Annotated in this window: 25 protein-coding genes; 20 read left to right on the forward strand and 5 right to left on the reverse strand. The window is 44.9% G+C overall.

Annotated elements, in window-relative coordinates; all coding sequences use genetic code 11:
• The first annotated feature begins 141 nt into the window (after positions 1-141).
• The 4 genes from BM415_RS05695 to BM415_RS05710 all read left to right on the forward strand — a co-directional run bounded on the left by BM415_RS05695 (position 142) and on the right by BM415_RS05710 (position 4987).
• On the forward strand, positions 142-894 hold the full coding sequence (locus BM415_RS05695; protein ID WP_091155529.1) for a DeoR/GlpR family DNA-binding transcription regulator: 753 nt from the start codon (positions 142-144) through the stop codon (positions 892-894).
• A complete protein-coding gene (gene pfkB, locus BM415_RS05700) occupies positions 891-1802 on the forward strand; it encodes a 1-phosphofructokinase (RefSeq protein ID WP_091155531.1) in 912 nt (303 codons plus the stop codon). Before BM415_RS05695 ends, pfkB begins: the two co-directional genes overlap by 4 nt.
• 66 nt (positions 1803-1868) lie before the next feature.
• Complete coding sequence (locus BM415_RS05705; RefSeq protein ID WP_091155535.1) at positions 1869-3794, forward strand: PTS fructose transporter subunit IIABC; 1926 nt, start codon at positions 1869-1871, stop codon at positions 3792-3794.
• Between the two features lie 269 nt (positions 3795-4063).
• Positions 4064-4987, forward strand: coding sequence for a proline dehydrogenase family protein (locus tag BM415_RS05710; protein WP_091155537.1), 924 nt, complete (start codon positions 4064-4066; stop codon positions 4985-4987).
• A 52-nt stretch (positions 4988-5039) separates the two neighbouring features.
• On the opposite strand, the gene BM415_RS05715 is transcribed toward BM415_RS05710, so the two are convergent.
• Positions 5040-6782, reverse strand: a complete 1743-nt coding sequence (locus BM415_RS05715; protein ID WP_091155540.1) for a sigma-54 interaction domain-containing protein — start codon at positions 6780-6782, stop codon at positions 5040-5042.
• A 153-nt stretch (positions 6783-6935) separates the two neighbouring features.
• On the opposite strand from BM415_RS05715, the gene BM415_RS05720 reads away from it, so the two are divergent.
• The 7 genes from BM415_RS05720 (at position 6936) to BM415_RS05755 (ending at position 12910) form a co-directional block, all read left to right on the forward strand.
• Positions 6936-8255, forward strand: a complete 1320-nt coding sequence (locus BM415_RS05720) for an MFS transporter (protein WP_091155541.1) — start codon at positions 6936-6938, stop codon at positions 8253-8255.
• A 148-nt stretch (positions 8256-8403) separates the two neighbouring features.
• A complete protein-coding gene (gene pruA / locus BM415_RS05725; protein ID WP_091155544.1) occupies positions 8404-9972 on the forward strand; it encodes an L-glutamate gamma-semialdehyde dehydrogenase in 1569 nt (522 codons plus the stop codon).
• 136 nt (positions 9973-10108) lie between these two features.
• A complete protein-coding gene (locus BM415_RS05730) occupies positions 10109-10657 on the forward strand; it encodes a GNAT family N-acetyltransferase (RefSeq protein ID WP_091155547.1) in 549 nt (182 codons plus the stop codon).
• Positions 10658-10894: 237 nt separating this feature from the next.
• Positions 10895-11353: a GNAT family N-acetyltransferase gene (locus BM415_RS05735; RefSeq protein WP_091155549.1), complete on the forward strand. Its 459-nt coding sequence runs from the start codon at positions 10895-10897 to the stop codon at positions 11351-11353.
• 15 nt (positions 11354-11368) lie between these two features.
• Entirely contained in the window at positions 11369-11806 is a 438-nt protein-coding gene (locus tag BM415_RS05740; protein ID WP_091155551.1) for a GNAT family N-acetyltransferase, read from the forward strand.
• A 182-nt stretch (positions 11807-11988) separates the two neighbouring features.
• Positions 11989-12177: a hypothetical protein gene (locus BM415_RS05745; RefSeq protein WP_091155554.1), complete on the forward strand. Its 189-nt coding sequence runs from the start codon at positions 11989-11991 to the stop codon at positions 12175-12177.
• 274 nt (positions 12178-12451) lie between these two features.
• Complete coding sequence (locus BM415_RS05755; RefSeq protein ID WP_139236952.1) at positions 12452-12910, forward strand: hypothetical protein; 459 nt, start codon at positions 12452-12454, stop codon at positions 12908-12910.
• A 166-nt stretch (positions 12911-13076) separates the two neighbouring features.
• Here the strand turns inward: BM415_RS05755 and BM415_RS05760 are convergent, their stop codons facing one another.
• Positions 13077-13736, reverse strand: a complete 660-nt coding sequence (locus BM415_RS05760) for a hypothetical protein (protein ID WP_091155561.1) — start codon at positions 13734-13736, stop codon at positions 13077-13079.
• 228 nt (positions 13737-13964) lie between these two features.
• On the opposite strand from BM415_RS05760, the gene BM415_RS05765 reads away from it, so the two are divergent.
• The 4 genes from BM415_RS05765 to BM415_RS05780 all read left to right on the forward strand — a co-directional run bounded on the left by BM415_RS05765 (position 13965) and on the right by BM415_RS05780 (position 17791).
• A complete protein-coding gene (locus tag BM415_RS05765) occupies positions 13965-14639 on the forward strand; it encodes an SOS response-associated peptidase (RefSeq protein WP_091155564.1) in 675 nt (224 codons plus the stop codon).
• A gap of 333 nt (positions 14640-14972) precedes the next feature.
• Positions 14973-16100: an NADH-dependent flavin oxidoreductase gene (locus BM415_RS05770; RefSeq protein ID WP_091155566.1), complete on the forward strand. Its 1128-nt coding sequence runs from the start codon at positions 14973-14975 to the stop codon at positions 16098-16100.
• A gap of 145 nt (positions 16101-16245) precedes the next feature.
• Positions 16246-16695 carry an OsmC family protein gene (locus BM415_RS05775; protein ID WP_091155568.1) on the forward strand — a complete coding sequence of 150 codons (450 nt, stop codon included), beginning with the start codon at positions 16246-16248 and terminating at the stop codon, positions 16693-16695.
• A 16-nt stretch (positions 16696-16711) separates the two neighbouring features.
• On the forward strand, positions 16712-17791 hold the full coding sequence (locus tag BM415_RS05780; protein WP_091155571.1) for a lactonase family protein: 1080 nt from the start codon (positions 16712-16714) through the stop codon (positions 17789-17791).
• Positions 17792-17915: 124 nt separating this feature from the next.
• On the opposite strand, the gene BM415_RS05785 is transcribed toward BM415_RS05780, so the two are convergent.
• Positions 17916-19715: an LTA synthase family protein gene (locus BM415_RS05785; RefSeq protein ID WP_244533256.1), complete on the reverse strand. Its 1800-nt coding sequence runs from the start codon at positions 19713-19715 to the stop codon at positions 17916-17918.
• A 461-nt stretch (positions 19716-20176) separates the two neighbouring features.
• Here BM415_RS05785 and hxlA point away from each other — a divergent pair, with 461 nt between their 5' ends.
• From hxlA to BM415_RS05810, 5 genes are all read left to right on the forward strand, one after another.
• Positions 20177-20809, forward strand: a complete 633-nt coding sequence (hxlA, locus tag BM415_RS05790) for a 3-hexulose-6-phosphate synthase (RefSeq protein WP_091155575.1) — start codon at positions 20177-20179, stop codon at positions 20807-20809.
• Between the two features lie 4 nt (positions 20810-20813).
• A complete protein-coding gene (gene hxlB, locus BM415_RS05795; protein ID WP_091155578.1) occupies positions 20814-21368 on the forward strand; it encodes a 6-phospho-3-hexuloisomerase in 555 nt (184 codons plus the stop codon).
• A 68-nt stretch (positions 21369-21436) separates the two neighbouring features.
• Positions 21437-21805: a winged helix-turn-helix transcriptional regulator gene (locus BM415_RS05800; protein WP_091155579.1), complete on the forward strand. Its 369-nt coding sequence runs from the start codon at positions 21437-21439 to the stop codon at positions 21803-21805.
• Between the two features lie 173 nt (positions 21806-21978).
• On the forward strand, positions 21979-23778 hold the full coding sequence (gene pepF, locus BM415_RS05805; protein ID WP_091155582.1) for an oligoendopeptidase F: 1800 nt from the start codon (positions 21979-21981) through the stop codon (positions 23776-23778).
• A 100-nt stretch (positions 23779-23878) separates the two neighbouring features.
• On the forward strand, positions 23879-24277 hold the full coding sequence (locus BM415_RS05810) for a DUF2500 domain-containing protein (RefSeq protein WP_091155585.1): 399 nt from the start codon (positions 23879-23881) through the stop codon (positions 24275-24277).
• Between the two features lie 93 nt (positions 24278-24370).
• Here the strand turns inward: BM415_RS05810 and BM415_RS05815 are convergent, their stop codons facing one another.
• Together BM415_RS05815 and BM415_RS05820 are read right to left on the reverse strand one after the other, a co-directional pair.
• On the reverse strand, positions 24371-25231 hold the full coding sequence (locus BM415_RS05815) for an alpha/beta hydrolase family protein (RefSeq protein ID WP_091155588.1): 861 nt from the start codon (positions 25229-25231) through the stop codon (positions 24371-24373).
• An 86-nt stretch (positions 25232-25317) separates the two neighbouring features.
• Positions 25318-26142, reverse strand: coding sequence for an alpha/beta fold hydrolase (locus BM415_RS05820; RefSeq protein ID WP_091155591.1), 825 nt, complete (start codon positions 26140-26142; stop codon positions 25318-25320).
• Between the last annotated feature and the right edge of the window lie 207 nt (positions 26143-26349).

Raw genomic sequence — 26349 nt, forward strand, 5'->3', positions numbered from 1 at the left:
GTTCTTGCATGAAGGCAAGCCTGCTTGGAGCCTTTTTGATGCTTTGAATCATTGCATTGACGAAATTTGAATGTTTTTGATAGAAAATGATTGTTTTTATTTAGATATGTGGTACTATAGAATCAGTCAGGAGGAAGATGAATGCTGACAGAAGAACGATATCGAATTATTTTAGAACGCTTACAGCAGCGTGGGGTTGTTAAACTTCAGGAGCTGATGGAGTTACTCCATGCTTCCGAATCAACAATTCGAAGAGACTTGGTGGATTTGGAGGCGAAGCACCTTCTCAAAAGAGTGCATGGGGGAGCTTCACTCGTAAGTCATAAGAGTACCGAGCTTGGCATGGATGAGAAAACGTTCAAAAACGTTCAAGAGAAAACAAAATTAGCCATCTTAGCAGCCAAACAGCTCCATGATGGAGAATGCATTTATCTAGATGCGGGAACGACCACGCTTGCCATGATTCCTTATATTGAAGCACAGGATATAACGGTCGTTACCAATGGACTCTCCCACGTAGAAGCGCTGGTTAGCAAAAAGATACGGAGTTATTTGCTCGGTGGAATGATGAAACCGCATACGAAAGCAGTAATTGGCAGCATAGCGCTTCAAAATATGGATAATTTCCGATTCGACAAGAGCTTCCTTGGAACGAATGGAATGGATATGGCCATGGGCTATACCACACCGGATCCGGAAGAGGCGCTGATTAAACGCAGGGCTCATCAGTTATCAGGTCAGACCTATGTCTTAGCAGATTCCAGCAAGTTTGGAGAAATTGCTTTTGCCAAGCTGTTTAATCTGGAAGAAGCGACGTTAATAACAGACAGGGTGCCTGGCGAATATAGGAAATGGCTTGGACCGAAATTTAAAGCAATTGAGGGATTAACATGATATATACGGTAACACTTAATCCATCCATCGATTACATCGTGGAAGTCGAACAACTGGAGCTTGGCAGCTTGAACCGAATGAAACGGGATTTAAAGCTCCCTGGCGGCAAAGGGATCAATGTATCCAGGGTGCTTGAGCAGCTGAATGCAGAACACGCAGCGCTCGGTTTTATCGGCGGATTTACAGGGAATTTTATTGACGCATTTTTAGATCAGGAAGGAATCAAATCGGATTTTGTTCATATTCAGGATGATACTCGAATTAATGTCAAATTGAAGCATGATCAGGAAACCGAGATTAACGGACTGGGTCCTGTCGTGACAGAGGACGAAGCAGCTGCTCTGCTTCAGAAGCTTAATCAGCTTGCAGAAGGGGATATTCTGGTGCTGTCAGGCAGTATTCCTCCTTCACTTGGCGGTGATTTCTATCTTCGTCTGATCAAAGCTTGCCAGAAGGCAGGAGCAGAATTTGTCATAGATACGACAGGTGAGGCATTGCTCAAAGCCTTATACTATAAACCGCTGCTGGTGAAACCGAATCATCACGAATTGGCTGACATGTTTGGAGTCATCATTGAATCACAAGACGATCTCATAACCTATGGACGAAAACTGCTGGATGAGGGTGCACAGCACGTGATCATCTCTATGGCTGGTGAAGGAGCCTTGTTAATTACGAATGAGGCCGTATACCATGCCACTGTTCCTGCGGGTACCGTAAGAAATTCAGTCGGAGCTGGAGATTCAATGATTGCTGGCTTTGTAGGAACGCTTACTCAAACAAAAGACCCGCTGGAAGCATTTCGTGCAGGTGTAGCTTCAGGCAGTGCAACAGCATTTTCAGACGATCTTGCTCAGCGTAAAGAAATTGACAAATTGATTCCTGAGGTCCAAATCACCAAATTATAAATAATAAAATGTTACACCTAATAGGCGTGTTAACGCACGCCTTATTATTCAGGGGAGTTGTTAGACATGAGAATTACGGATTTGATGATTGAAGAAGCAATGATTATGAATTTGAAATCCACTTCCAAGGATGGCGCGATCAATGAATTGATAGATCGTCTCGCTCGCAGCGGGCGTATCAATGATCCTGTCTTATTCAAAGAGATGATCTATAAACGCGAGGCTGAATCCAGCACAGGAATCGGCGGAGGAATCGCGATGCCTCATGCGAAAACAACGGCAGTGAACGAGCCAACGGTCGTTTTTGCGAAAAGCGAAGCCGGCGTGGATTTTGAGTCATTAGACGGTGAACCTGCACATGTGTTCTTTATGATCGCAGCACCGGAAGGAGCGGGAAGTACGCATCTTCGTACACTGGCTGCCCTTTCTCGGCTATTGATTGACAACGTTTTCATTGAACGGCTGCTGCAAACGAAGACTCCGAATGAGGTGACAGCCCTGTTTGATGAGAAGCAAGCAGAGGAAGCGGAAGGCTCAGAGAAGTCGGAGCATAAGACGGACTCATCAACCTCATCGACAACACTCATCGATAATTCATCCGAGAAGTCTGATGAAATTCCTTTCGTTGTTGCGGTAACTGCTTGTCCTACGGGAATTGCACATACCTTCATGGCGGAAGACGCCCTCAAGAAGAAGGCTCAGGAAATGGGCGTTCAAATCCGGGTGGAAACGAACGGATCGGAAGGTGCGAACAATGTCTTGACCGAGGATGAGATTCGCCGGGCAAAGGGGATTATCGTTGCGGCAGATAAAAATGTCGAGATGGCCCGGTTTGCAGGTAAGCCTGTATTGCAGCGCCCTGTCAGTGATGGCATTCGTAAGTCGGAAGAGCTTATATCCAAAGCCGTAAAAGGCGATGCTCCGATATACCAAGCAGAAGGAGGAGCGGTCTCACCTGCTGCCAGTGAGAAGAAAAGTGTCGGCAGTACCTTGTATAAGAACTTAATGAACGGTATATCTCATATGCTTCCGTTTGTTGTCGGCGGCGGAATTCTCCTCGCCATTTCGTTCCTCATTGAACAGGTGGCAGGAGAGGATCATCCGATCTTCCAGCTGCTACAAACGATAGGCGGCGGAGAAGGCGCGTTTCATTTTCTGATTCCTATATTGGCGGGATTCATTGCGATGAGTATTGCGGATCGTCCAGCGCTTATGCCTGGTATGGTGGGTGGTTTGATGGCTGTCAATGCCAATGCGGGATTCCTCGGCGGACTTGCAGCCGGATTTCTAGCAGGTTACACTGTTATTGGACTTCGGCGGGTATTTAAGCATTTGCCAAAAGCGATTGACGGATTAAAAGCTATTCTGTTGTATCCCGTGTTCGGACTGCTAATTACCGGATCACTCATGTTTTATATTTTGTCCCCCATCTTCAGCTGGATTAACACGGGATTAATTGATGTACTTAACAATCTGGGTACAGGGAACATGGTTCTGCTCGGAATTATTCTTGGCGGCATGATGTCTATTGATATGGGTGGACCCTTTAACAAGGCTGCATACACTTTTGCGATTGGTGTATTTACGTCGAGCGGAAATGAAAATGGGCTGATGATGGCAGCTGTCATGGCAGGAGGTATGGTCCCTCCACTGGCAATTGCGTTAGCAACGACATTCTTCAAGAACAAATTTACGGAAGAGGAGCGCAAATCCGGTATTACGAATTATGTGCTGGGATTATCCTTCATTACAGAAGGTGCCATTCCATTTGCAGCCGCTGATCCACTCCGGGTTCTGACCTCATGCATTGTTGGATCGGCTGTCGCTGGAGGCCTTACTCAATTGTGGGCGATTAACCTGCCAGCTCCCCATGGAGGAATCTTCGTAGCTGCGCTTGCGAGCAATGCTCTCATGTTCTTGCTTGCAGTTGCCATTGGTGCAGTGATATCCGGATTGATCTTAGGACTGTGGAAGAAGCCTTTGAAAGTATAATTAATCTAGCTTACGGAAGTTAACGTTAGCAGACAAAAATACAGAACGAATTTATCGTAATCTGACCATAGGTTAAGCCGACTCTGAATTAAAAAATTTCAGAGTCGGCTTTTTCTTTCGAAAATGTTCAATTTTGAACACTATTTTCAATACAGTGAGATTTAAAACAATTTTTGTTTAAATATACACATTTCTATGTACAATTTTTATTCAATTATGTAGAATGATAGAAGATTAATCCATTATATGGTTAGAAAGGAGTTGGTGGGATGGAAGTCGTGCTTAGAAATTTCTTTCAGGCCTTGGCCAAGAATACGACTGCCAATCAGATGGCGAAGAAGTATGGTCTGAGATTTGGCGCGAGCCGATTTGTCGCTGGGATTACAATTGATGAAGCGGTTAAGTCCGTTAATATCTTGAATCGTGATGGACGAGTCGCTACGTTGGATCATCTAGGAGAATTCATATCGACGAGAGAAGAAGCGCTGGAATCGACTAGGATGTGCATTGAGACACTGGAGGCGATTGCAGACAGCGGAATTAAGTCTAACCTGTCATTGAAGATGACTTCACTTGGGTTGGATATTGACAAGCAGCTGTGTGTGGATAACATGGTGCAGATTCTGGAGTGTGCGCGTCGTTATAACAATTTCGTTCGGATCGACATGGAGGATTACGCCCACTGTGAAGTGTCTATTGACATTTATCGTGAGCTTCGCAAGAGCTTCGATAATGTCGGGATTGTGCTGCAGGCTTATCTCTATCGAACGGAACAAGATGTAGCGGAGTTGAATCAATGCAATGCCAATCTGAGACTGGTGAAGGGCGCTTATAAGGAGTCGTCCAAGGTGGCTTTTCCTGACAAGAAGGATGTGGACGAGAATTATAAGAAGCTGATTTCCCAGCATCTTGAGAACGGGAATTATACCGCTGTCGCGACACATGATGAAGCCATTATTCAATATGTGAAAGATGAAGCAAGACAGAAGGGCTATGGCAGAGACCAGTTTGAGTTCCAGATGTTATACGGGATTGCTGAGGACTTGCAGAAGCGTTTAGTCAAGGAAGGATATAAGGTTCGTGTTTATGTTCCTTATGGACGTGACTGGTTTGGATACAATATGAGAAGATTGGCGGAGCGGCCCGCAAATGTGTGGTTTGTTCTAAATAGATCCATTGAAATGAATGAATGATAATAGGACAGCCCCGATCAACAAATATCGGACTGCCCCATAGTTAATGTGATTATTCTAGATTGTGTTTCTTCATTTTGTTATATAACGTTCCTCGTGAAATACCAAGCAGTTTAGCTGTAATACTCTTATTACCTGAAGCTTTCTGTAATGCCTCTTCAATAACTGCTTTCTCTTCTGCTTCAGTCACTCTTGCTTTCAGGCGGTTTTCGTAATAAATATTGCCTGGCAGGCCTTGATCTCCTTCATTTATAGTCGCAAAATGATCTTGAAATGAATCGGGGAGATGCTCCAGCTTAATTTGATCACCTTCACCCAGAATGACACTGCGTTCAAGAACGGCCCTGAGCTCTGCAATATTTCCCGGCCACTCATATTTCGAGAAGGCAAGCAGCACTTCAGGAGTAAGAACAGCAATCGGTTTTTGATATTGTACCGCGAATTCACGTAAGTACATCTTACTGAGGATTGAGATATCCTCTATTCTGTCACGAAGTGGAGGAACGGAGATCGAGACAATACTGAGCGTGTAATATAGCTCGGAACTGAAATGCTGGCTCGAAGCAAGCTCCTCCAAATTATGCTTCGTTGCTCCGATAATGCGTGTATTCAGCGGAATTTCGGTATGTCCGCCATACCTCCGAAAAGATTGGTTCTTCAAGGCATGATACAGTTTATCCTGGACATCCATAGGGAGCTTGTCGATCTCATTCAATAGCAGGGTGCCTCCAGCGGCCAGCTCAAGCTTGCCAGGCTCATGATGACTATTACCCGAGAAGGTACCGCCCTCAAAGCCAAACAGTTCGCTCTCCAGCAGGCCGACAGGTACTGCACTGCAATTAATGGACAGGAATGGTTCCTCTGCGCGTGAACTGGCCAGATGAATGACTTTTGCCAGCTGTTCCTTTCCAACGCCTGACTCGCCATACAGAATGACAGGTGTATCGGATTCGGCTACCTTTTTTCCTATTCGAACGACCTTGCTTATGCTGTTACTCTGACCATCGATATGGCTGAAGGGATCATCCTTGCGGGGAAGGTTATCCAGTATGCTGGCCTGAACGGATGTGAGCTCTTCATTCAGCTTCACCAGATGGGTAATATCTTGTTCGGTAGCAAGACCTCCGATAATATGTCCATTCGTATCCGTAACAGGTGAGGCATTAATAAGCACATGAGTTCCTTCACGTGATTTATGGTACATATTGCGTATAATGCGGCCTTCGTCAATACTCCGCAGCAGCATTAGTGATTCGGGATCAAAGTGTTCACCGATCGTCCTGCCCATAATTCGCTCGAAGGGAATGTCGTACACATTCACAGCTGCTTCATTCCAGCAAATTACGGTCCCCTTTCGGTCAACAGCCGTAACTGCATCGGTCACGGTGTCTAGCAAAGTACTCAGATAGGATTCGGCTATCCGCTTTTGTGCAGCTACTTGCTTTAACAGAGTAAAGGGGGAAAGGAATCCCGCGATTTGATCCGAATTGTTGACGAATACAATAGGGCGACATAGGTCTTCAGGCAGCTCGCTGACCCAATCTCCCCTGGAGAAACGTCGATCCTCGTAATTGACAGTTGGAGAAGGTGACCAATGAGCGAGTGCATCTCTAATGATGCCGTCCTTGTCTAACCAACTGTTCAAGTCGCTTGGAATAAACAAGTAATGTTGGTTGTTCCAGGCTATATGAACTGTACTGGAATCCCTGAGGTGCTGGATCATTAAACTAACCGCTTGGTCAGAATTTAGTGCGATATATTGGCTGTTAATCTTAATTTGTTCATTATTGAACATAATAACCTCTCACATTGTGTAATTTAGTATAAATTTAACATGGAAATAGCTATAATTTCAACCTGATCCTAGAAAATAAAGCTGTCTCACATGAAATTATGTCCAGAGTTAGACATATTGGTTGTTCAATTATATGAATGGGGGAATATCTCTATGGCGAATGTACAAACACAGCCTTCAGGAACAAATCTAGGAATAGCAAAGAAAACATCCACCAGAGCACTGATTGCAAGTCTAATCGGCAGCTCTATTGAATGGTTTGATTATTTCTTGTATGGTACAGCCGCTTCACTAGTATTTAGCAAGCTGTTCTTCCCGTCAGATGATGCTGTGGTCAGCTTGCTGCTGTCGTATCTAACATTTGCTCTTCCCTTCTTTATTCGGCCACTCGGCGGTATCATATTCAGTCATATTGGGGACAAGGTTGGACGAAAAAAGACACTGGTCATGACACTTTCCCTTATGGGAGGATCGACTGTCCTGATCGGTTGTTTGCCTGACTACAATGCAATTGGCGTGTGGGCACCTATTCTACTCATATTGATGCGATGTATTCAAGGGCTTGGTATCGGTGGTGAATGGGGCGGAGCCCTTTTGCTCGCAGTTGAATACTCTGGTAAAAACAATCGCGGGTTCTATGGGAGTATTCCTCAAATGGGCGTAACGATTGGAATGGTGCTCGGGACTTTGGCGCTGTCTGTGATGAGTTTGCTTCCGGATGATGCATTTATGTCTTGGGGCTGGCGTGTTCCGTTTATTATGAGTGCTGTGCTTGTATTTATCGGTCTATGGATTCGGAATGGTCTCGATGAGACACCAGCATTTAAAGAATCACAAAAAACAGGTGAAACTTCACGTGTACCTATCGTTGATACGCTGCGTTATCACTGGAAGTCTGTTCTGATCGCCGTAGGTGCAAAGGTCGTTGAAACTGGCCCCTTCTATATCTTCGGGACTTTCGTCGTTGCCTATTGTACGACATATCTTGGTTATGAACGTTCACCAGTACTGAATGCTGTACTGCTTGCAGCACTTGTGGCAACAGCCCTAATTCCGCTTGCAGGGAAGCTGTCTGACAAAGTAGGTAGAAAACCAATTTTTATCGGCGGTACAGTAGCCATTATTCTATACGCATTCCCGTATTTCTTACTGTTGTCCCAAGGCTCCATATTCTTGATGATTCTGGCGACGGTTTTAGGTCTTGGAATCATTTGGGTTCCGGTTACTGCAGTGCTCGGCACTATGTTTTCCGAAATTTTCAGCACAAAAGTGCGCTATACAGGTGTTAGTCTTGGGTATCAGATTGGTGCAGCTGTAGCGGGCGGAACAGCTCCGCTCATTGCCACGTGGCTCCTTAGTGAGTTTAACAATTCATGGGTACCTGTTGCTCTCTACATTATTCTTACAGGGGTAATCTCACTAATCGCAGTAAGTGCAACGCGTGAGAAGAAAAATACAGAGCTTGAAACGTAACAGCTAATGATTTAGCTTGTATAAATTTGTACACATTAAACAAATTTAGTGTTTAATGTGTACAAATTATTGAACTGACTGTATAATCCAAATATATACAGTTCTAATAAATAACATAAATGTTTTAAATTGAGAGGAGAATTGTTACGTGAATAAGACAGCGATTATCAGTCCTTTTGTCAATGAGCCTTTCGTAAATTTCGGTTTGGAAGAGAACAAGCAAGCGATGGAGAAAGCGATTAGCAAAGTGAAGTCTGAACTCGGTCAGAACATTCCCCTTCATATCGGTGAGAGAAAGGTCTTTACCGAAGATGTGATTACCTCGGTTAATCCGGGTAACCTTGATGAGGTCATCGGATATGTAAGCAAAGCGAACCAAGCATTGGCAGAAGAAGCGATGCAGATCGCGGTAAACACCTTCGAGACATGGAAGAAGGTATCTGCAAGCGAAAGAGCGGAATATTTATTCAAAGCGGCTGCGCTCATGCGGGAACGCAAGCATGAATTCTCCGCACTCATGATTCTTGAATCCGGAAAAAACTATGCCGAGGCCGATGCAGATACGGCGGAAGCTATTGATTTTATTGAATTTTATGCTCGGGAAATGCTGCGTTTGGAACAAATTAATGAAACACAGCCCTTGACCAAGGTGCAGGGTGAGGACAATCGTTTAACTTATATCCCGCTTGGCGTTGGTGTTGTTATACCTCCATGGAATTTCCCACTGGCTATATGTGTAGGCATGACAACGGCAGCGGTTGTGTCCGGGAACACGGTGTTACTGAAGCCGGCCTCAACGACACCTGTAATAGCTCATAAATTTGTTGCATTGATGGAAGAGGTCGGTCTTCCAGCGGGTGTTATCAATTTCATACCTGGGAGCGGAGCGGAAGTTGGAGACTATCTGACCTCTCATCCGAAGACCCGATTTATCAGCTTTACCGGCTCCAAGGAAGTTGGACTTCATATTAGCAAGCTGGCAGCGAATACGTCGGAAGGCCAAATATGGATTAAACGGCTTATTGCCGAAATGGGCGGCAAGGATGGAATCGTCGTAGATGAGACAGCGGGTCTCGATGCAGCGGCACAGGCCATCGTGGCTTCCGCCTTTGGTTTCCAGGGACAGAAGTGTTCAGCGGGATCGAGAGCAATCATTGTCGAAGCTGTATATGATGAAGTTGTGGAGAAGGTTAAAGAGCTGACTGAGAAACTAGTTGTCGGATCACCTGAGCTGAATTATCCAGCAGGTCCGGTCATTGATAAGGGCTCCTATGATAAGATTCTAGGCTACATTGAAATTGGCAAGGCAGAAGGGACATTATTAACCGGCGGAAGTCCAGCGGCAGGGAATGGTTACTATATTGAGCCTACGGTATTCGCGGATGTGAATCCAGATGCGAGAATTATGAAGGAAGAAATTTTTGGTCCTGTTCTTGCCATTTGCAAGGCAGCGGATTATAAAGAAGCGATTCATATATATAATGATACAGAGTTTGGATTGACGGGTTCCTATTTCTCCTCAGATCAGAAACGCATAGAGGAAGCGCTGGAGACGATGCACTGCGGGAACCTGTATATAAACCGGAAGTGTACTGGGGCTCTGGTTGGAGCTCATCCTTTCGGCGGTTTCAATATGTCGGGAACGGATTCCAAGGCTGGAGGATACGATTACTTACTCTTGTTTACTCAAGCCAAGCTGACATCCAGGAAGCTGTAGCTGTATGGGGATGGACGAAGATGACTTTGGATATTCCGAAGTCATCTTTTTTTAGGACAATAACCGTTATACGCATCGACGAGATCATCCTTCATCATATAAACTATCTAAATAGAATACAGAAGAGGTGTTAGCGATGGGACACATTATAGGCGAACGAATTGTACTAAGGGAATATCGAATGGAGGATTTACCTGCAATCCGGGACTGGGTTAACGATTCAGATATTACCTCTACTTTAAGCGATATATTTATGTATCCGCAAAGTATAAAAAAGACAGAAGACTTCATACATATGATGATGGAAGGGAAGTCAGATACTCACAAGAGCTTTGTCATTGCACATAAGGATACGCTCGAATATATCGGTCAGATCGATGTTCTGAATATCGGTTGGAAGAACCGGACGGGCTCGCTTGCAATTGTGATTGGTTCGAAGAAAGAACATGGACGAGGGTTCGGTTCTGAGGCGATCCGTTTACTGCAAAATCTAGTATTTAATGACATGAATTTAAATCGGTTAGAGCTCCAAGTGTATGATTTCAATCATACGGCCATCCATTGCTATAAGAAGTGTGGCTTTGTAGAAGAAGGACGAGCGAGGCAAAAGATCTATCGGGATGGAAAATACAGCGATATCATCTACATGAGTATCCTAAAGAGCGAATATGATACATTAGTGTAGGATATGAAGTCGACAGTTGAAGCATGCGATTTCAAAGACTGGCATCATTGAGCGGGAAATAGAGACTTGTAAGCAGACGAATATGCCAATCAATCTACAGTAAGCCATAGCTTTTGACAAAAAACAGACAAGTATTTGTCAAACTTATGCTAATTTTGCGATTACCCGAGAAATAAAAACTTAGATCTGATCAATTCCGGTTTATGAAATTGATTCAATCAGAGAGGGTCAGTGCTGATGGCAGATATTTATTTGGATAATATGTGTTTATCTACAGACAGAGAAGCGGCTTCGGACTATGAAGACATTTGCCGTAAGCTGCATGGATATAATATGCGGGCAACTGATGGATTGCTGAAAGAGCCTGGTGACAGCATTCATCTCTATTTGAAGAACGAAGCGAAAGAAGTTGTCGGTGGAATATTCTGTGAGACATGGCTATACGGTCTATACATTGATGTGTTTTGGATTGCTGAAGCCTATCGGAGCAAAGGGTTAGGACATCAGATGCTATGCGAAGCAGAGCGCAGAGGAAGGGAAGTTGGCTGCTTATTTGCACATACGTCAACTTTTTCTTATCAAGCTCCCTTGTTCTATGAGAAGAATGGATATGAAGTGTATGCAATCAACAATTTATTTCCCGGGGAAATCAAACAGTATTTTCTAAAAAAGAAATTCGAAACGGTATATGATTAGAGAGAGGGAATTAACATGGTCAATATTGAGCGAATCCAAATGAAGCATCTGCCGCAGCTGGCAGGGTTGTATGAAGAACTAGTCGGGGTCAGCACGAATCTGACGAAAATGGAAGAGACCTATCAAACGCTGTTAGAAGATAAGAGCTATTATGTACTGGGTGCTTTTTATGAGAATGAGCTGGCGGGGTCTGTAATGGGAATCCTGTGTAAAGATCTGATCGGGGAATGCGAGCCTTTCATGGTCATCGAAAATGTCGTTGTTTCCTCCAGGATTCGTAGACAAGGCATCGGCCGAAAGCTGATGAGTGAAATCGAAGTCATTGCAAGACAGCAGGGCTGCATTTATATTATTCTCGTATCTGGTGGTCAAAGAGTCGAAGCTCACCGAATGTACGAGTCAATGGGCTATCGTGAGGAGCACGTTGAAGGGTTCAGAAAATTTCTGAAATAAAGCCCGAAGATATGGTTGTGTATTAGGATGATGGACACCAGTTCAAGGTGTTCTTTTTTATGTGCATTGACTCTATAGTGGCGACCCAGTTACGATATAGAGCGGGAATGTAATATTATGGAATCTATCATTCATGATGTCTTCAGACGGTTCAATTGACAAATGAAGGAGGACTGAAATTTATGGAATCAGGCAAGATCCACATGGTCAATCGGTCTAAGGAAGCATCAGCTATTACGGGCATTCTTATATCTATAACATTCCAAATCGGACTCTTCGTTTTTAGCTTCCGTAAAGAATCAGAGATATTTTGGATCTACTATGTATACATATTGTTAGGTTTGTACTACCTCATCGTTCTGGGATGGTAACTCATTAAATACAAGCCATGGAAGCCAGTCGAGTTAGAAGTGCTTCCTGATTCCTATCGAGTCGGCCCACATACGTTCACTGCTTCTGAGATTCAGTTCATAATTATTAAGGGTTACTTTAAGCCATGTGTTGGATTGCAGTTATTTAATAAGAAGAAAACACCCCTATATATGCGTGTCAAATTTCAAGATCAGAAGCAGGAGGATATGATGATGAAAGAGATCAAGGCTATGGCTGAGAAGCATCAGATTCCGGTGAAGAGAGGGTATGGAGTTGTTCAATTATAAACCAGAGTTCGTGGTTAGCCATAGAAAAAGAGTCCGCACTTTAGTAATATTTGGAGCGGCAACGCTCTTCATGGGCCTGCTTAATCTGTCACAGTCTCGAGAATTGGTTAGTATCCCGTTCATTCTGTATAGTGCAGTTTTTGCTTTTGAAATTATAATCTTGGTTATACAGCTGTCCAAGAAGCCAAAATTATTTAAGCTCGTTAACAATTCTCTGCAGATCGGTGATCGTACTTATAACCCTGAGGATATCAAATCCATTATTATTGAGGAAGCCTACGGTCCAACCATCGCAATTAAACCAAAGGGACGCCGGATTGTACCTGTCATGAATGTTTACCGGGTAACGGAGAGTGCGGATGCTGATGACGTGTTTGAAACGATTCATGAATGGGGAGACAAGTGCAACGTTCCTGTTCTGACGAAACGAATATGGACACTCTAGTCATTACGAGCTTGTGTCTGAGGATTTTGTAAAAATCGAATTATGCAAAACCCTGATAACAAACTCTAAGTCTGCTTCATGCAGATTTAGAGTTTTTTGGTGTGCATTTTTTGTTTTTAGCCATCAACAGATCACGATTCACTCGCTGAATATTTCATAACATAAACTATTTTTGATTCTGATGCCGAATGGTTAGCCAAATGGACAGAATCAGAATCAACTCAAAAATGTTGGTTGCCCCCGAGCTTTCAATAGGTATAGGGATCAGCTGCCCGATAAACAACAGGCCCGTTCCAACAAGAAGCCAAGCCCATTTTTGTCTCATGAGGACGATGATACCTATGACCAGCAGTATGATGCCTACAATGATAACCATAATGGGCGGACCGGTCTGACCCTCTGCGGTGTATCGCAGAACTCCGTACTCGTATGTAGAAGTAAGATGCTGCACCTCGTATAAGGTGGAGGTTACGATCTGATAAACAATGAGACCGGCGGTGGTCAGCCACGCTGCGATTTGTGCAGCTCTATGCTGCCCCCATCTTGCGCCCGAGTGCTTCAGAATATCATATCCGACAAGGACAAGTGTAGGAGTAACAAAAGCATGCAGCCAAAAACGAAGACTGCTCAGCGTCACTAACAGCTTGCCTTCCCCAATCGTCTCCCCGGCTGCAATGATTCCGTTATCGTAAGCTAGACTCAGTGCGACAAGAAGTAGGAATACGGGATATTGAAACCATCCCTTCATTCGTGATAGATCGATCGCCATCCAGAAGACAAGGATGAGATAAATGATGCTAATGATCGAATATATCCATAAATCCAATCCGCTTCGCCCCTTACTATTCAGTATGTATTGATATATCTGCCCACAAATCCTATTCACTAGGAACTATTCATCCTGAAACCCCTGTTATTCCACGCCCTGTAATTTCATGAGTGTAGATCAAGCTCTACATGATAGTACAATTAATGATCATTTTCTACAAATTCCATGTATAAATTTCCCTGTGGTCACAAATGATATAGGAAAATACAGGGAGGGAATACAGGAATGTGTAAACGTTATTCACTGGCTGCAGATTTAGATGAGGTGCGTGATCACTTTGCGATACAGCGAGTTATGTACTATTACAAAAACCGTTACAACATTAGTCCGACGCAGCATGCTCCGATTATTCTCTATGAGGATGGAGAACGTATCATGGATGAGTATCGCTGGGGATTTATTCCTTTTTGGGGCAAGGATGCTGTTAATGCCGACTTAATGTCCGTTAGTGAGAATGTTACTTACCGCAAGATGGTGGAACAGAGACGTTGTGTTATCCCTTGCAATGGTTTTTATTATTGGCGCCAGGAAGGCAAGCGCAGATATGCGGTACGGGTGGTTATGCCGGATCGCTCCATGTTCGGCATTGCCGGATTGTACGAGGTATGGAAGGATACGAGGAAGCAGCCACTCCGTACTTGTACGATGCTGATGGCAGATGCGAACATGACCATTCGTGAGTTTGATTCCCGGATGCCGGCCATTCTAACGCCAGATCAGATCGATGCGTGGCTTGATCCGAATATGACGGAAATGCATCAGATGCTGCCAATGATCAGATCATTTCGAGATACTTTAATGGATGTATATCCTGTAACACCGCTCGCCTTCAATGATAATCATGATTCACTTGAATGTGTCAAGGAAGTGGATATGCAAAGAGCGTTGGTCAAAAGTTAACACGTTAACGTCAATTTCACACATACGATTACGAGGAGTCTGGTCTGCATAGTAATGCGGGTCGGACTTTTGATGTTTTTTGATTTCATAAGGGGATAAAAAATACAATAATAGCCGAATTTAAGCAAAAATGTCGAAGGTATAGTCCATTAGACTGGATCATGTGATCTCAGCGCAGGACCGAAGCAACTTGATAGAGTGAAATTAAGTTACTATACTTGTTTCAGTAGGATACTTGTAGTTGGTAAGCTCATTAGTGGATTTGCAAGTTCTTAAATGGGTGAATATCTTACTTATACGAAATGAAGATATAGATTAAAGGAGTGGGAGAGAATGAATTCAAAATACAGTCCAATTTTTGAGAAAGTGACTTTACCGAATGGCATTATTCTGAAAAATAAAATCGTCATGGCACCGATGACACATTCATCCTCTAATGAAGATGGTACGGTATCCGATGCAGAGCTTGCTTACTATGCTCGCCGTTCTGGAGGAGCTGGGATGGTAGTCACAGCGGTTACTTATGTGACGGAGAATGGAAAAGGGTTCGCCCACCAATTCTCGTCTACAGACGATTCCTTTATTCCGAGTCTGACCAAGCTGGCAAGTGCCATTAAAGAGCAGGGTGCCAAAGCAGTGCTGCAAATTTTCCATGGGGGTCGTTTATGCCCTCCAGATGCTGTTGGCGGAGATGTTGTAGCACCAAGTGCGGTAGCGAGTGAACAACCAGGCTCCCCTATGCCACGAGAACTCTCTGAACCCGAGATCGAGAGCATCATTCAAGATTTTGGTGAAGCGACGCGCCGTGCGATTGCTGCAGGATTTGACGGTGTGGAAATTCACGGTGCTAACGGATATCTCATTCAGCAATTTGTGTCACCGCATTCCAATCGAAGAGAAGATCGCTTCGGAGGAGATGCACATCAGCGGCTTACTTTTCCACTGGAAGTAATAGACCGCGTTCAGGCTGCTGTTCAAGAGCATGCCAAAGCTCCGTTTATTGTAGGATACCGTTTCTCACCAGAAGAGCCGGAAACTCCGGGGCTCACAATGGAGGAAACCTTTATTTTGCTTGATGCAATCAAAGAGAAGAATTTGGATTATATCCATGTATCCTTGAATGACTTCTGGTCGAAGCCAAGACGAGGGGCAGATGACTCCAAATCAAGAATGGAGTGGATTCTGGAACGAGTAGGCGGCAAAACGCCGGTTATTGGAATTGGGCAGATTCATACGCCAGATGATGCCTTGGCAGCTCTTAAGACGGGAGTACCTATGCTCGCGCTTGGACGTGAACTGATTATTGAACCGGACTGGGTGGAGAAGATTGAATCAGGCAACGAAGAGCACATCGCGGTAAACCTAACGAAATTGGACCAGGAAAGACTGGTCATTCCTGATCCACTGTGGAATATGATCATGAATGTACCTGGATGGTTCCCTGTCGTGGATTCGGAGTAATACAACATTACTGCAAAGGAAATAGCTTATTATCTGCCGGGAAGGACACTCGCTTGAGTCTTCCCGGCTGTTCATGCGTTAAGACTAGTTATTGCTCTTCCATAGACAGGCTATGGTATGATAGGAAGGATTGGAGGTTAACAATATGAAGCATCCCTTTATACTTAATGCTGTCTGGAATGGCGGCAGGAACAGCGATGGTACCATTGAGGCGGGTCAGTTGAAGACACAGATATCCATCCCGAAGGAAATGGGGGGACCTGGCGTTGGAACCAATCCGGATGAAATGCTGCTGGGAGCTGCGGCAACCTGCTACCTCATTACCCTGGCGGCTATGCTGGAGCGTTCATCTCTGGAAACTGAGAGCCTTACTTTGACCTCTGAGGCGACAGTGGATGTGACCAATAATATCTTTACCTACGAAGCGATTAGGCATGCTCCTGTCGTAACCTTAACGTCAACAGCGACACAGGACGATATGGATAAAGCAATTCGTATTGCACACAAAGCCGAAAGCTCCTGTATGATCTCAAGAGCTGTAGCTGGGAACGTATCCATACAAACAGAGCCAACGGTGCTCATAGCAAGCAATTAAGGAGGAAATATACAAAATGACAGCACAATCTAGACTTCTCGTATTTACGGGCTCTTATTCAGAAGCAAGTGATCCTGGTATTCATGTATATGCATTAAGTGAACAAGCGGGCGAGCTCCGTCTGTTATCTGAGACATCCGGAGTGAAGAATCCGACATTTCTTCATGTCGATACCGAACATCTGCGTGTTTATGCCATTGGTGAAATGACTACGGCAGAGGGAGCCAAGGCTGGGGAAGTGCTTGCTTATGCCATTCATCCGGAGCAAGGCGAGCTCACGTTAATGAACCGGACCCAATCGGCAATTGCTCCAACCTGTCATGTGCAGATGGACCCTCAACATCAATATTTGCTCATTTCCAGTTACCACGGCGGAGCAGTAAGTCTCGTATCGCTAAATGTTGATGGAAGTGTGGGACAAATGGTGGATTCCAAGCAGCATTCAGGCAAGGGTGCTCATCCAGAGCGTCAGGATCGACCGCATGTGCATTCCGCATTTTTCTCACCGGATGGGAAGTATATTATGGTTCAGGATCTTGGACTAGATAAAATATACGTCTACACAATTGACCGTGAACAACACAAGCTGGTTCTGCACCGTGAAGTAAGCACGCATGCGGGAGCGGGCCCACGACATTTCGTCTTCCATCCGAATGCAAAATTTGCATATGTGATTAATGAAGTGGATTCTACCGTTACTTTCTTTACATATGATGCAGAAGAAGGTTCATTGACCGAACAGCAAACGCTGTCCACACTGCCAGAAGAAGGGTTTGATGGGGAGAACACTTGCGCGGAAATTACCGTTTCCAAGGATGGGCGGTTCCTATACGGATCCAATCGCGGTCATGACACCATCGTGGTGTATGCGATCTCTGAGGACGGCACTCTGAGCACTGTACAGCATATTTCTACTGAAGGCGGGCATCCACGCCACTTTGCACTGACCCCTGCCGGCGATCAGCTGCTTGCAGCGAATCGTGACAGCAACAATATTGTTCTCTTCCAAGTAGACCAGGACAATGGTCAATTGAGCTATACAGGCAAACAGATCACTTCTCCGAAGCCTGTTTGTGTATGGCCTGTATATATGTAACATGTTCTGTTGGCAATACATGTAATACCTTGCTGTATACGTTGTATATGTTATAGAGCATGATCAAAAAAGGCATCTGATCCTTCCTCATACAGATGGAGGGGACAGATGCCTTTTTGACTTTCTATTCCTTTAGAGGGAGCTGCAGAATGTAGCTGTTGGATAAATGCATCAGCTCTAATGCATTATAGAATTCTTCCTCGGATGCTTGTGATTTACTGCTGTTCGTTCCATTCAGCTTGTGATGCCAGCCATCCTCAAACCCACTTCCAGAGATAAAGACTTCACTGCTGTTGACAAATGAACCGGTCGGCAGGTAATAACGCTGTGGAAGCAGGTTGTATTCTTTATTCACGAACAGATCCTGACCAAAGTGCAGATGTTCATCTAATGAGATGCCGAGCAGACCAGCTAGTGTCGGCATTATGTCTGCCTGGCCGCCAACCTGCTTCTGTTCTCCAGCCGGCATATCATCTGAAGAAGTAATGATGAACGGAATATTAATCATGTCGGGATAGTCATAAGGATGACCGAGCACCTCCTCCAGCAATACTAAATCTTCCTCATTTAGTGAGGTGGTAGGGAGTCCCAAGTGATCTCCGTACAGCAGGACAATACTATTATCCCAGATTCCGCGATTCTTCAAATCCTCAATAAATTTACCAAGCTCACGATCCGCATAGTTCTGTGAACGGATATAATCACCAACCAGAGTATTGTCGAATCGTTCAGGCAGGGTGATGCCGACTTTTTCCTCAGGCAAAGTAAAAGGGTGATGAGCCGTCATCGAGATGACATGAGCATAAAACGGGTTATCCGCCTGATCCATTTTCTCGAGTTCTTCCGCTGTTTTGCGATATAGAACATCGTCGGATGCTCCGAAGTATACCGTATCTTCTTCGCCGAAGAAGGATTTATCATAGTAGCGGTCAAATCCGAGAGAGCTGTACAGCTCGCCACGGTTCCAGAACTCTACGACATTCGTATGGAATGTGGTAGTCGTATATCCATGCTCCTTGAGCAGCCGGGGCAGACTCGGCAATTCCTGTTCAACATACCTTTGTACAGCCGCTCCGTCAGGAGGGATGTAATAAGACGTATTTACAACAAATTCGGCATCCGATGTGTTCCCTTGGCCTACTTGCTGATAGAAATTCGGGAAGTACGCGTTATTTTTGACCAATTCATTCAGGTTGGGCGTGATTTCCATACCGCCGATATTGAGATTGATGAGGAAATTCTGAAACGATTCCAGCTGAATGATAATGACGTTCTTGTCCTTGGCAATGCCTTCTAAACCAGAAGGTGCAGAAGTCGGGTCGATTCCTTTTAATTCATTGATTCGTTCTTGGGTGATGCTTGAGACAGGCTCCAGTTCAGGCTCTTCTTGATCCAGCAGGGTATAGGCTTCGTAATTGAATATGCCCATGTTCTCTGCCTTGACAACCTCATTAAATCCACCCCGATTGATATAAATATGGAGCGAAGAAACAATGAGCGATACACAGAATAAGGAGGCAATCAGCTTCTTGTTCACTGGTCTGAGAATCGCCTGCTTCCAGTCGGCAGCTGCCTTGCTGCGAATGAGCAGAATCCCGAATACGATGATATCCGTGAAGATCAGCAGGTATTGTGGATCAATAAGAGAGAATACACTATTGCTGACAGCGGTGACCTGATTCACCTGCTCAAGTGCCTTATACGTAGCGATCACACCATAGTATTTGTAATAGATAATGACAGCAAAAAAGATCGCGGTAAGCAGCAGGTTGAAAATCGTATAAACCATGAGTTTCCTCTTCGTGGCAAACCATTCAATCAAACAGAAAATGATAAGTACAAAGGGAAGCTCCTTCAGCATGGTGGTCCAGGAGGGTCCATTCTCAAATACTCCGAACCAAGCAATATAGCTCTTGAGCAGCATAATAAGAGAGAAGAACAGAAGCGATCGTGAACAGATCAATCGGATCGCGGCAACGCTTCTCTGATAAATCGAGGATTTCTCCTCAGGTTGATAGTGTGGAGAAGGCTCATTAAGAGCCTTCGCTTCTTCGACAGGTGGTCTCATGAATATTAGCTTGCCAACGCGCGTTAAACAGATGGCAAGTGTTTCCCCTCCCCATTACATTCTATGAATCTATTACAAATGAGCTATAACAAGACAGTAATGCAATTATAGTATAGCTGATTCTTTTTTATCAAATCTGACTGATTCGATTTCATTTCATGAGGTATGAAATGGATTAGCAGACCAAACAGAAAAGCCTGACATGACACATTAGTTACTTCGAGGTAACTACACCACTTCAAAGTGCGTACTTCCTCATTGGTAATCAACAGTTATAAGATATGGTTTGTAATCAATGATAAGGAGAGATGTTAGATATGAAATTACAGCTGGCACTTGATCTGGTAGATATTCCGCAGGCAATTGAAGTCGTTAGAGAAGTGGAGCCTTATATCGATATTGTGGAAATCGGTACACCTGTTGTTATTAATGAAGGCCTGCGCGCCGTAAAAGAAATGAAGGCAGCATATCCTAATCTGGAGGTGCTTGCAGATCTCAAAATTATGGATGCCGGCGGATATGAGATTATGAAGGCATCCGAAGCAGGCGCTGACATTATTACTGTTCTTGGTGCAACAGATGATATGACGATTAAGGGTGCAGTAGAGGAAGCGAAGAAGCAAGGAAAACAAATCCTGGTTGACATGATCAACGTCAAAGATATTGAAACCCGTGCTAAAGAAATTGACGAGCTCGGTGTGGATTACATCTGCGTGCATACAGGATATGACCTCCAGGCTGTAGGCAAGAACTCCTTTGAAGACCTTCAAACGATCAAAAAAGCAGTGACTCGTGCCAAAACAGCGGTTGCTGGCGGAATCAAGCTAGATAGCTTGCCTGAAGTGATTGCAGCAGGTCCAGACCTTGTTATTGTGGGCGGCGGCATTACGGGCCAGGAAGATAAAAAAGCAGTTGCAGCCGAAATGCAGCAGCTGATCAAGCAAGGCTAAGAGAATGACAAATAGAAACGAAGCACAATTGATATTGAATGAGCTTAAGCAAGTGATCTCTCTGCTGGATACTGCTGAGATGGATCAGGCTGTGTCTCTGATTCAGCAGTCGAAACGGGTCTTCGTCGCCGGAGCAGGACGTTCTGGCCTGATGGGGAGAGCCTTCGCCATGCGGTTAGCTCATCTTGGTATTACAGCGTATGTTGTTGGGGAAACAACGACTCCGAGTATAGATAAGGATGATTTGCTGGTATTATGTTCAGGCTCAGGGGAAACGAGAAGTCTTGCAGCTATGGGTGAGAAGGCGAAGCTGCTTGGTGCATCGCTGCTTGTGCTTACAACGAATCCGAAATCTACCTGCGGTCAGCTCGCAGATGGAGTTATTCATATTCAAGCAAAGGCGAAGGAAGAACAAGGAAACACCGAATCATTACAGCCGATGGGCTCACTCTTCGAGCAATCCTTATTGATCAGTCTGGACGGGCTGATTCTTACCCTTATGAATCAGCTGGGCATGAGTGCTGAGCAGATGTTCCATCGGCATGCGAATCTCGAATAGCGCCTCATGCACCTCTTTTGCTGAGTAATGTCATGATGTAGTACAATGCTTAGGAAGGGGGTATGCAAGTGGCATCCGAAGTAAAAGAGAGAATTAATCTAAAGGAAATTAACTGCGAGAAGGAGCTGACGCTTGCGGTCATCGGCGGCAAGTGGAAGCTGATTATCCTCTGGCATCTTGGTCTCGAAGGGACAAAGCGCTTTAGTGAACTGAAGAAGTTGATCCCGCACATTACTCAAAAAATGCTGACCAACCAGCTCCGTGAACTGGAAGAGGACCTCCTTATTCACCGTAAGGTATATGCCGAGGTTCCCCCTCGTGTAGAATATTCGCTCACAGATCATGGTCAGAGTCTTATGCCTGTCCTGCGATTGATGTATGATTGGGGCAAGCATTATGGAGATACTGTGATCTGGAAGGACGGCAAACCGGAGTAAAAAGTATAATTGAACAACAGTTTATGAATACAGTGGATTCTCTCTATGAATTTAGAGAGAATCCACTTTTTTATAGCAAAATTTAAGAGAATACAGGATTTTATATGATACAATGGGATTTATTGGTGCTATACAATGGTCAATAAATCGCTGAGGAGAGGTGTATTTGAGTGATGTCCAAAATTTTAACCCGGAAAGAAGTAGAGCTTGAAGCAACATGGAATCTGAAAGATATATTTGAGACGAAGGAAGCTTGGGAGAAGGAACTAAACGATGTACAACAAGATATTTCCTCTGTAACTCAATACGAAGGAAGACTGAATGAAGGCGCTGATGTGCTGCTGGCCTGCTTGATTGCTCAGGAGGAGATCCAAGTGAGAATTGGCAGAATCGGTGCATACGCCCAGCTGGATTTGGCGGGAGACAGCATTAATTCAGAGAATCAGATCAATGCCGCGAGAGCCAGAGATGCTGCTTCTGCCATTGGTTCGGCGCTATCCTTTGTGAAGTCCGAAATTCTGTCGCTTCCGGACAGAACCATTGAAGATTACATAGAGAAACAACCCGCGCTCAAAGATTTTGAACGCAGTCTCGGATTGCTTCTCAAGACCAAGCCGCATCGGCTTAGTGCGGAAACGGAGAAAGTCCTAACCTCCTTTGGAGAAGTAATAGGAGCCCCTTATCGTATATATGAACGAAGCAAATTGGCGGATATGACCTTCCGTACAGCAGAAGACGGACGGGGAGAAGAAGTTCCGGTATCATTTGCATTGTATGAGAATAAATATGTAGAATCCGCTGACACAGATTTGCGCCGGAATGCATTTAAAGCGTTCAGTGAAACGCTCCACAAATACCGCAACACCTTCGCTGAAGCATACGGTACAGAAGTAAAGCGTCAGGTTATCGAGTCCCGACTGCGTGGATATGATTCGGTTACCGAGATGTTATTAACGCCGCAGCAAGTGACAACGGAGATGTATCACAACATTCTTGACATCTTGCAGGAAGAGCTTGCACCTCATATGCGAAGATACGCTGCGCTTAAGAAAAGGGTGCTAAACCTGGATGAAATGACATTCGCTGATCTGAAAGCTCCGCTGGACCCTGACTTCAGTCCTGGAATTACTTATAAGGAAGCCGGAGAGCTCATCAAGGAAGCCTTGTCTATTCTTGGGCCTGAATATGGAGAGATCGTGGCGGACGCATTTGCAAACCGATGGGTGGATTATGCAGACAATGCAGGGAAACGAACGGGTGCCTTCTGTATGTCTATCCCGGGTGTACATTCCTATATCCTGATCAGCTGGGCGGATAATATGCGAGGTGCATTTACGCTTGCTCATGAAGTAGGGCATGCCGGCCATCTTATGCTCGCGAACAAGTATCAGCGTCCGACCAATTCCAGACCTTCACTCTATTTCATCGAAGCGCCTTCGACCATGAATGAGCTGCTCCTGGCAGATCACTTGCTGCAGCGTTCTCATGATCCAAGAATGCGCCGCTGGGTTATTTCGCAATTGCTTGGGACTTATTTCCATAATTTCGTGACTCATCTGCTTGAAGGAGAGCTCCAGCGTCAGGTTTATGACCTCGCTATGGATAATGTACCGCTGACGGCTGTTAAATTATGCGAGCTCAAAGGGAATATTCTGTCCAGCTTCTGGGGAGAAGATGTTGTCATTGATGAATATGCCCAATTGACGTGGATGCGCCAGCCGCATTACTACATGAGCTTGTACCCTTATACGTATGCTGCAGGCTTAACAGCTTCAACCGCTGTAGCTCAGTTGATCAGAGAAGAAGGCCAGCCGGCCGTAGACCGCTGGTTAGAGGTTCTCAAAGCTGGCGGTTCCATGAGCCCGCTTGAGCTAATGAAGCTGGCAGGCGTCGATATGTCACGGCCAGATCCGATTCGAAGTGCGGCAGCCTATGTCGGCTCACTGATCGATGAATTAGAGAGCCTGTATTAATTAAATAGAGAAAGGTCGTCGAGAAAAGGTGTTTAGTTCTAGACCGTTTATGAATGTAGAGCCCGTTAATATGAGGACTTTCTTTAATGAGGTTCCAGATATGCACGGTGATGGATTTTTTGGAGGCTTCCTTGGTGGAGCACCGCCGTTGTTCAATATTGTCTTTACAGTGATTTCACTTGTCATTGGAGGTTCAATATTATATGCCATCATTAACGGAATCAGTGTCTGGAGTAAGAATAATGCAGCCGAGCAAATGACAGAAGAAGCACGAGTGCTGACGAGAAGAACGTATGTGAGCGGCGGATCAGGAGATTCGAGTGCAAGAACGAGTTATTATATAACGTTTGAGCATGCCAATGGACAGCGTACAGAGCTGCAGGTGAAGGCTGAGGACTACGGATTGATTGTTGAGGGCGACCGCGGTATGTTGAGCTGCCAAGGAACAAGGTTTCTCGGATTCGAGAGATTGCGTCCGGTAAGCTCAGACCAGATATAATGGAAGAGGAGGCACATTCCCGACTATCGGGACGTCCTCCTCTTATTTTGTCTATATTGCTGCCAGGAATCATAAGAGAGAGCGATTTACGGATTAAAGTACAGCCTCGTGTGGCTCTGCTCCGATCCAGTCAAACATCCGTGATATGGCAGCCTGATGAAGCTCTCCCGGGAAATGATGACCAAGACCTTCATAACGATGAAAATCTACATCATCTCGTGAACGGTTTAATAGATCGAACAATTTCTCTCCTTGACGAAATGAGACTTGTACATCATCGGTTCCATGCACGATCAGAATCGGACAAGGGATCTGTTCTGCGATGGATAGGGGAGAGCGCTCCAGGTAAGCATCCGGAAGCTTCCAAGGAGGACCTCCAATCACTCGTTTAAACATACGTCTAAGGTCAACTCGATCCTCATAAGTCTGAGTCATGTCGGATACACCGCTCCACAAGACAAGCTTATGTATACTGGGCATTTCTAGAGCGGTATAAGCCGCATTGATTGCCCCTCTGGAGAATCCCATAATACTGATCTGTTCGGGATCAACGAAGGGAAGCTCTGACAATAACCGAACTGCAGCGTATACATCATGTTTATCCTCTCCGCCAAACAAATCCCGGCCTTCACCGCCTTCTGTTCCACGATACGAAGGGGCAAATACGATGTGATCGTGTTTCGAGAATTCCTCAACCCAATGGGTTCTCACCTTGCCGAAGTTGCCAATTCCGCCGCGACAATATATAAATACAGGCCATTTCTTTGATGTAAATTCCTTATTGTTTTCTTGGTGTAAGGTACTCGTCAGTTGAATGGCAGGCTGCTCATCCGAACTAAACCTGCCATGCAGCATATCTCTTGCCGCCGATTCCGATAACTGAAATCCCAAGGGCAGGCTGAGATATCCTTTGACCTGAAGTCCCTGGGACAGATACGTAACATGATAGATCATCGCTCTCATCACCTTTGGTCTAGTTGTTTAGCTTGTATATTATACCCTTGTTCTCATAGTGATTAAACGAAAGAACGATGATCTCTTCAGCGATTTTTCAAAAATGACAGCAAGGTGGAAAGAAATCTTTCCTTCTCATCATAAATGAGATGATGCCCACTTTGCTCAAATCGGTAAATGAGCGATCCGGGAATTTCCTGCTGCATGGCTACGGCTGCTGCGAATGGAACGACTTGATCGTGAATGCCGTGAAAAATACCAGTGGGCACATCTATATATGTAACATCTTCAGACAAATCCTCATCACGAAGTGCAACCGCTGTTTGAATAAGCGCATACGAGGCACTCTCCATACAATTGTGCAGAAACCAGTTTCGATATTCTGGACTTACATAACGGTGAAATAACGTTCCCGAAAAATCGGTTATCGCTTGCGGCAGGTCTTGATGCAGCTGCTCAATCAGCTGGTCAATCATAGGAACCGGGAGCCCGAAGGGGGACTCTTCATCTCTCTTAGCAAAGACAGGGGCAGCTGCGGATACCAGCAGAAGCTTATCAATTTTCGAACCATGATGATATTTGGACATATATCGGATCGCCACCGAACCTCCCAATGAATATCCGACGAGTATGACATTCTTCAGGTCCAGCGTATCAATGATGACGGACAGGTCTTCTGCCATTCGATCGTATTGATAACCATGCCAAGGCTTATCTGATTTGCCGAATCCTCTAAAATCAAGGCCGATACAGCGAAACCGGTGATGAGGCAGGATTTGATAGGCATAATCAAAGACCCGATGATTGCCCGGCCACCCGTGCAAGAACATGAGGGTATGTCCATTTCCGTCATCCTGTGGACGCAGGTCTTCAACATACAGTTTTACACCGGATTCCACCTCAATGAACATGCTCTTCGCTCACTCCTTCTAATGGAAATTTAGAACTATTCCTAATTTATGCGCAGCGTATGAGGACAATGCGGCAGAGTTACAGTTCCGCATTTGATATAGCAAGCTTTAGATTACGCCTGATGCTCTAAGCAATCAAGATGAATGAAAATCAATTTGAAGCATGCAAGTCCAATGAAGGTTTTCTTTGAAACAAACATTTGTTAT

Origin of the sequence: Paenibacillus sp. 453mf (genome assembly GCF_900116105.1) — a bacterium.
GTDB classification, from domain to species: domain Bacteria; phylum Bacillota; class Bacilli; order Paenibacillales; family Paenibacillaceae; genus Paenibacillus; species Paenibacillus provencensis.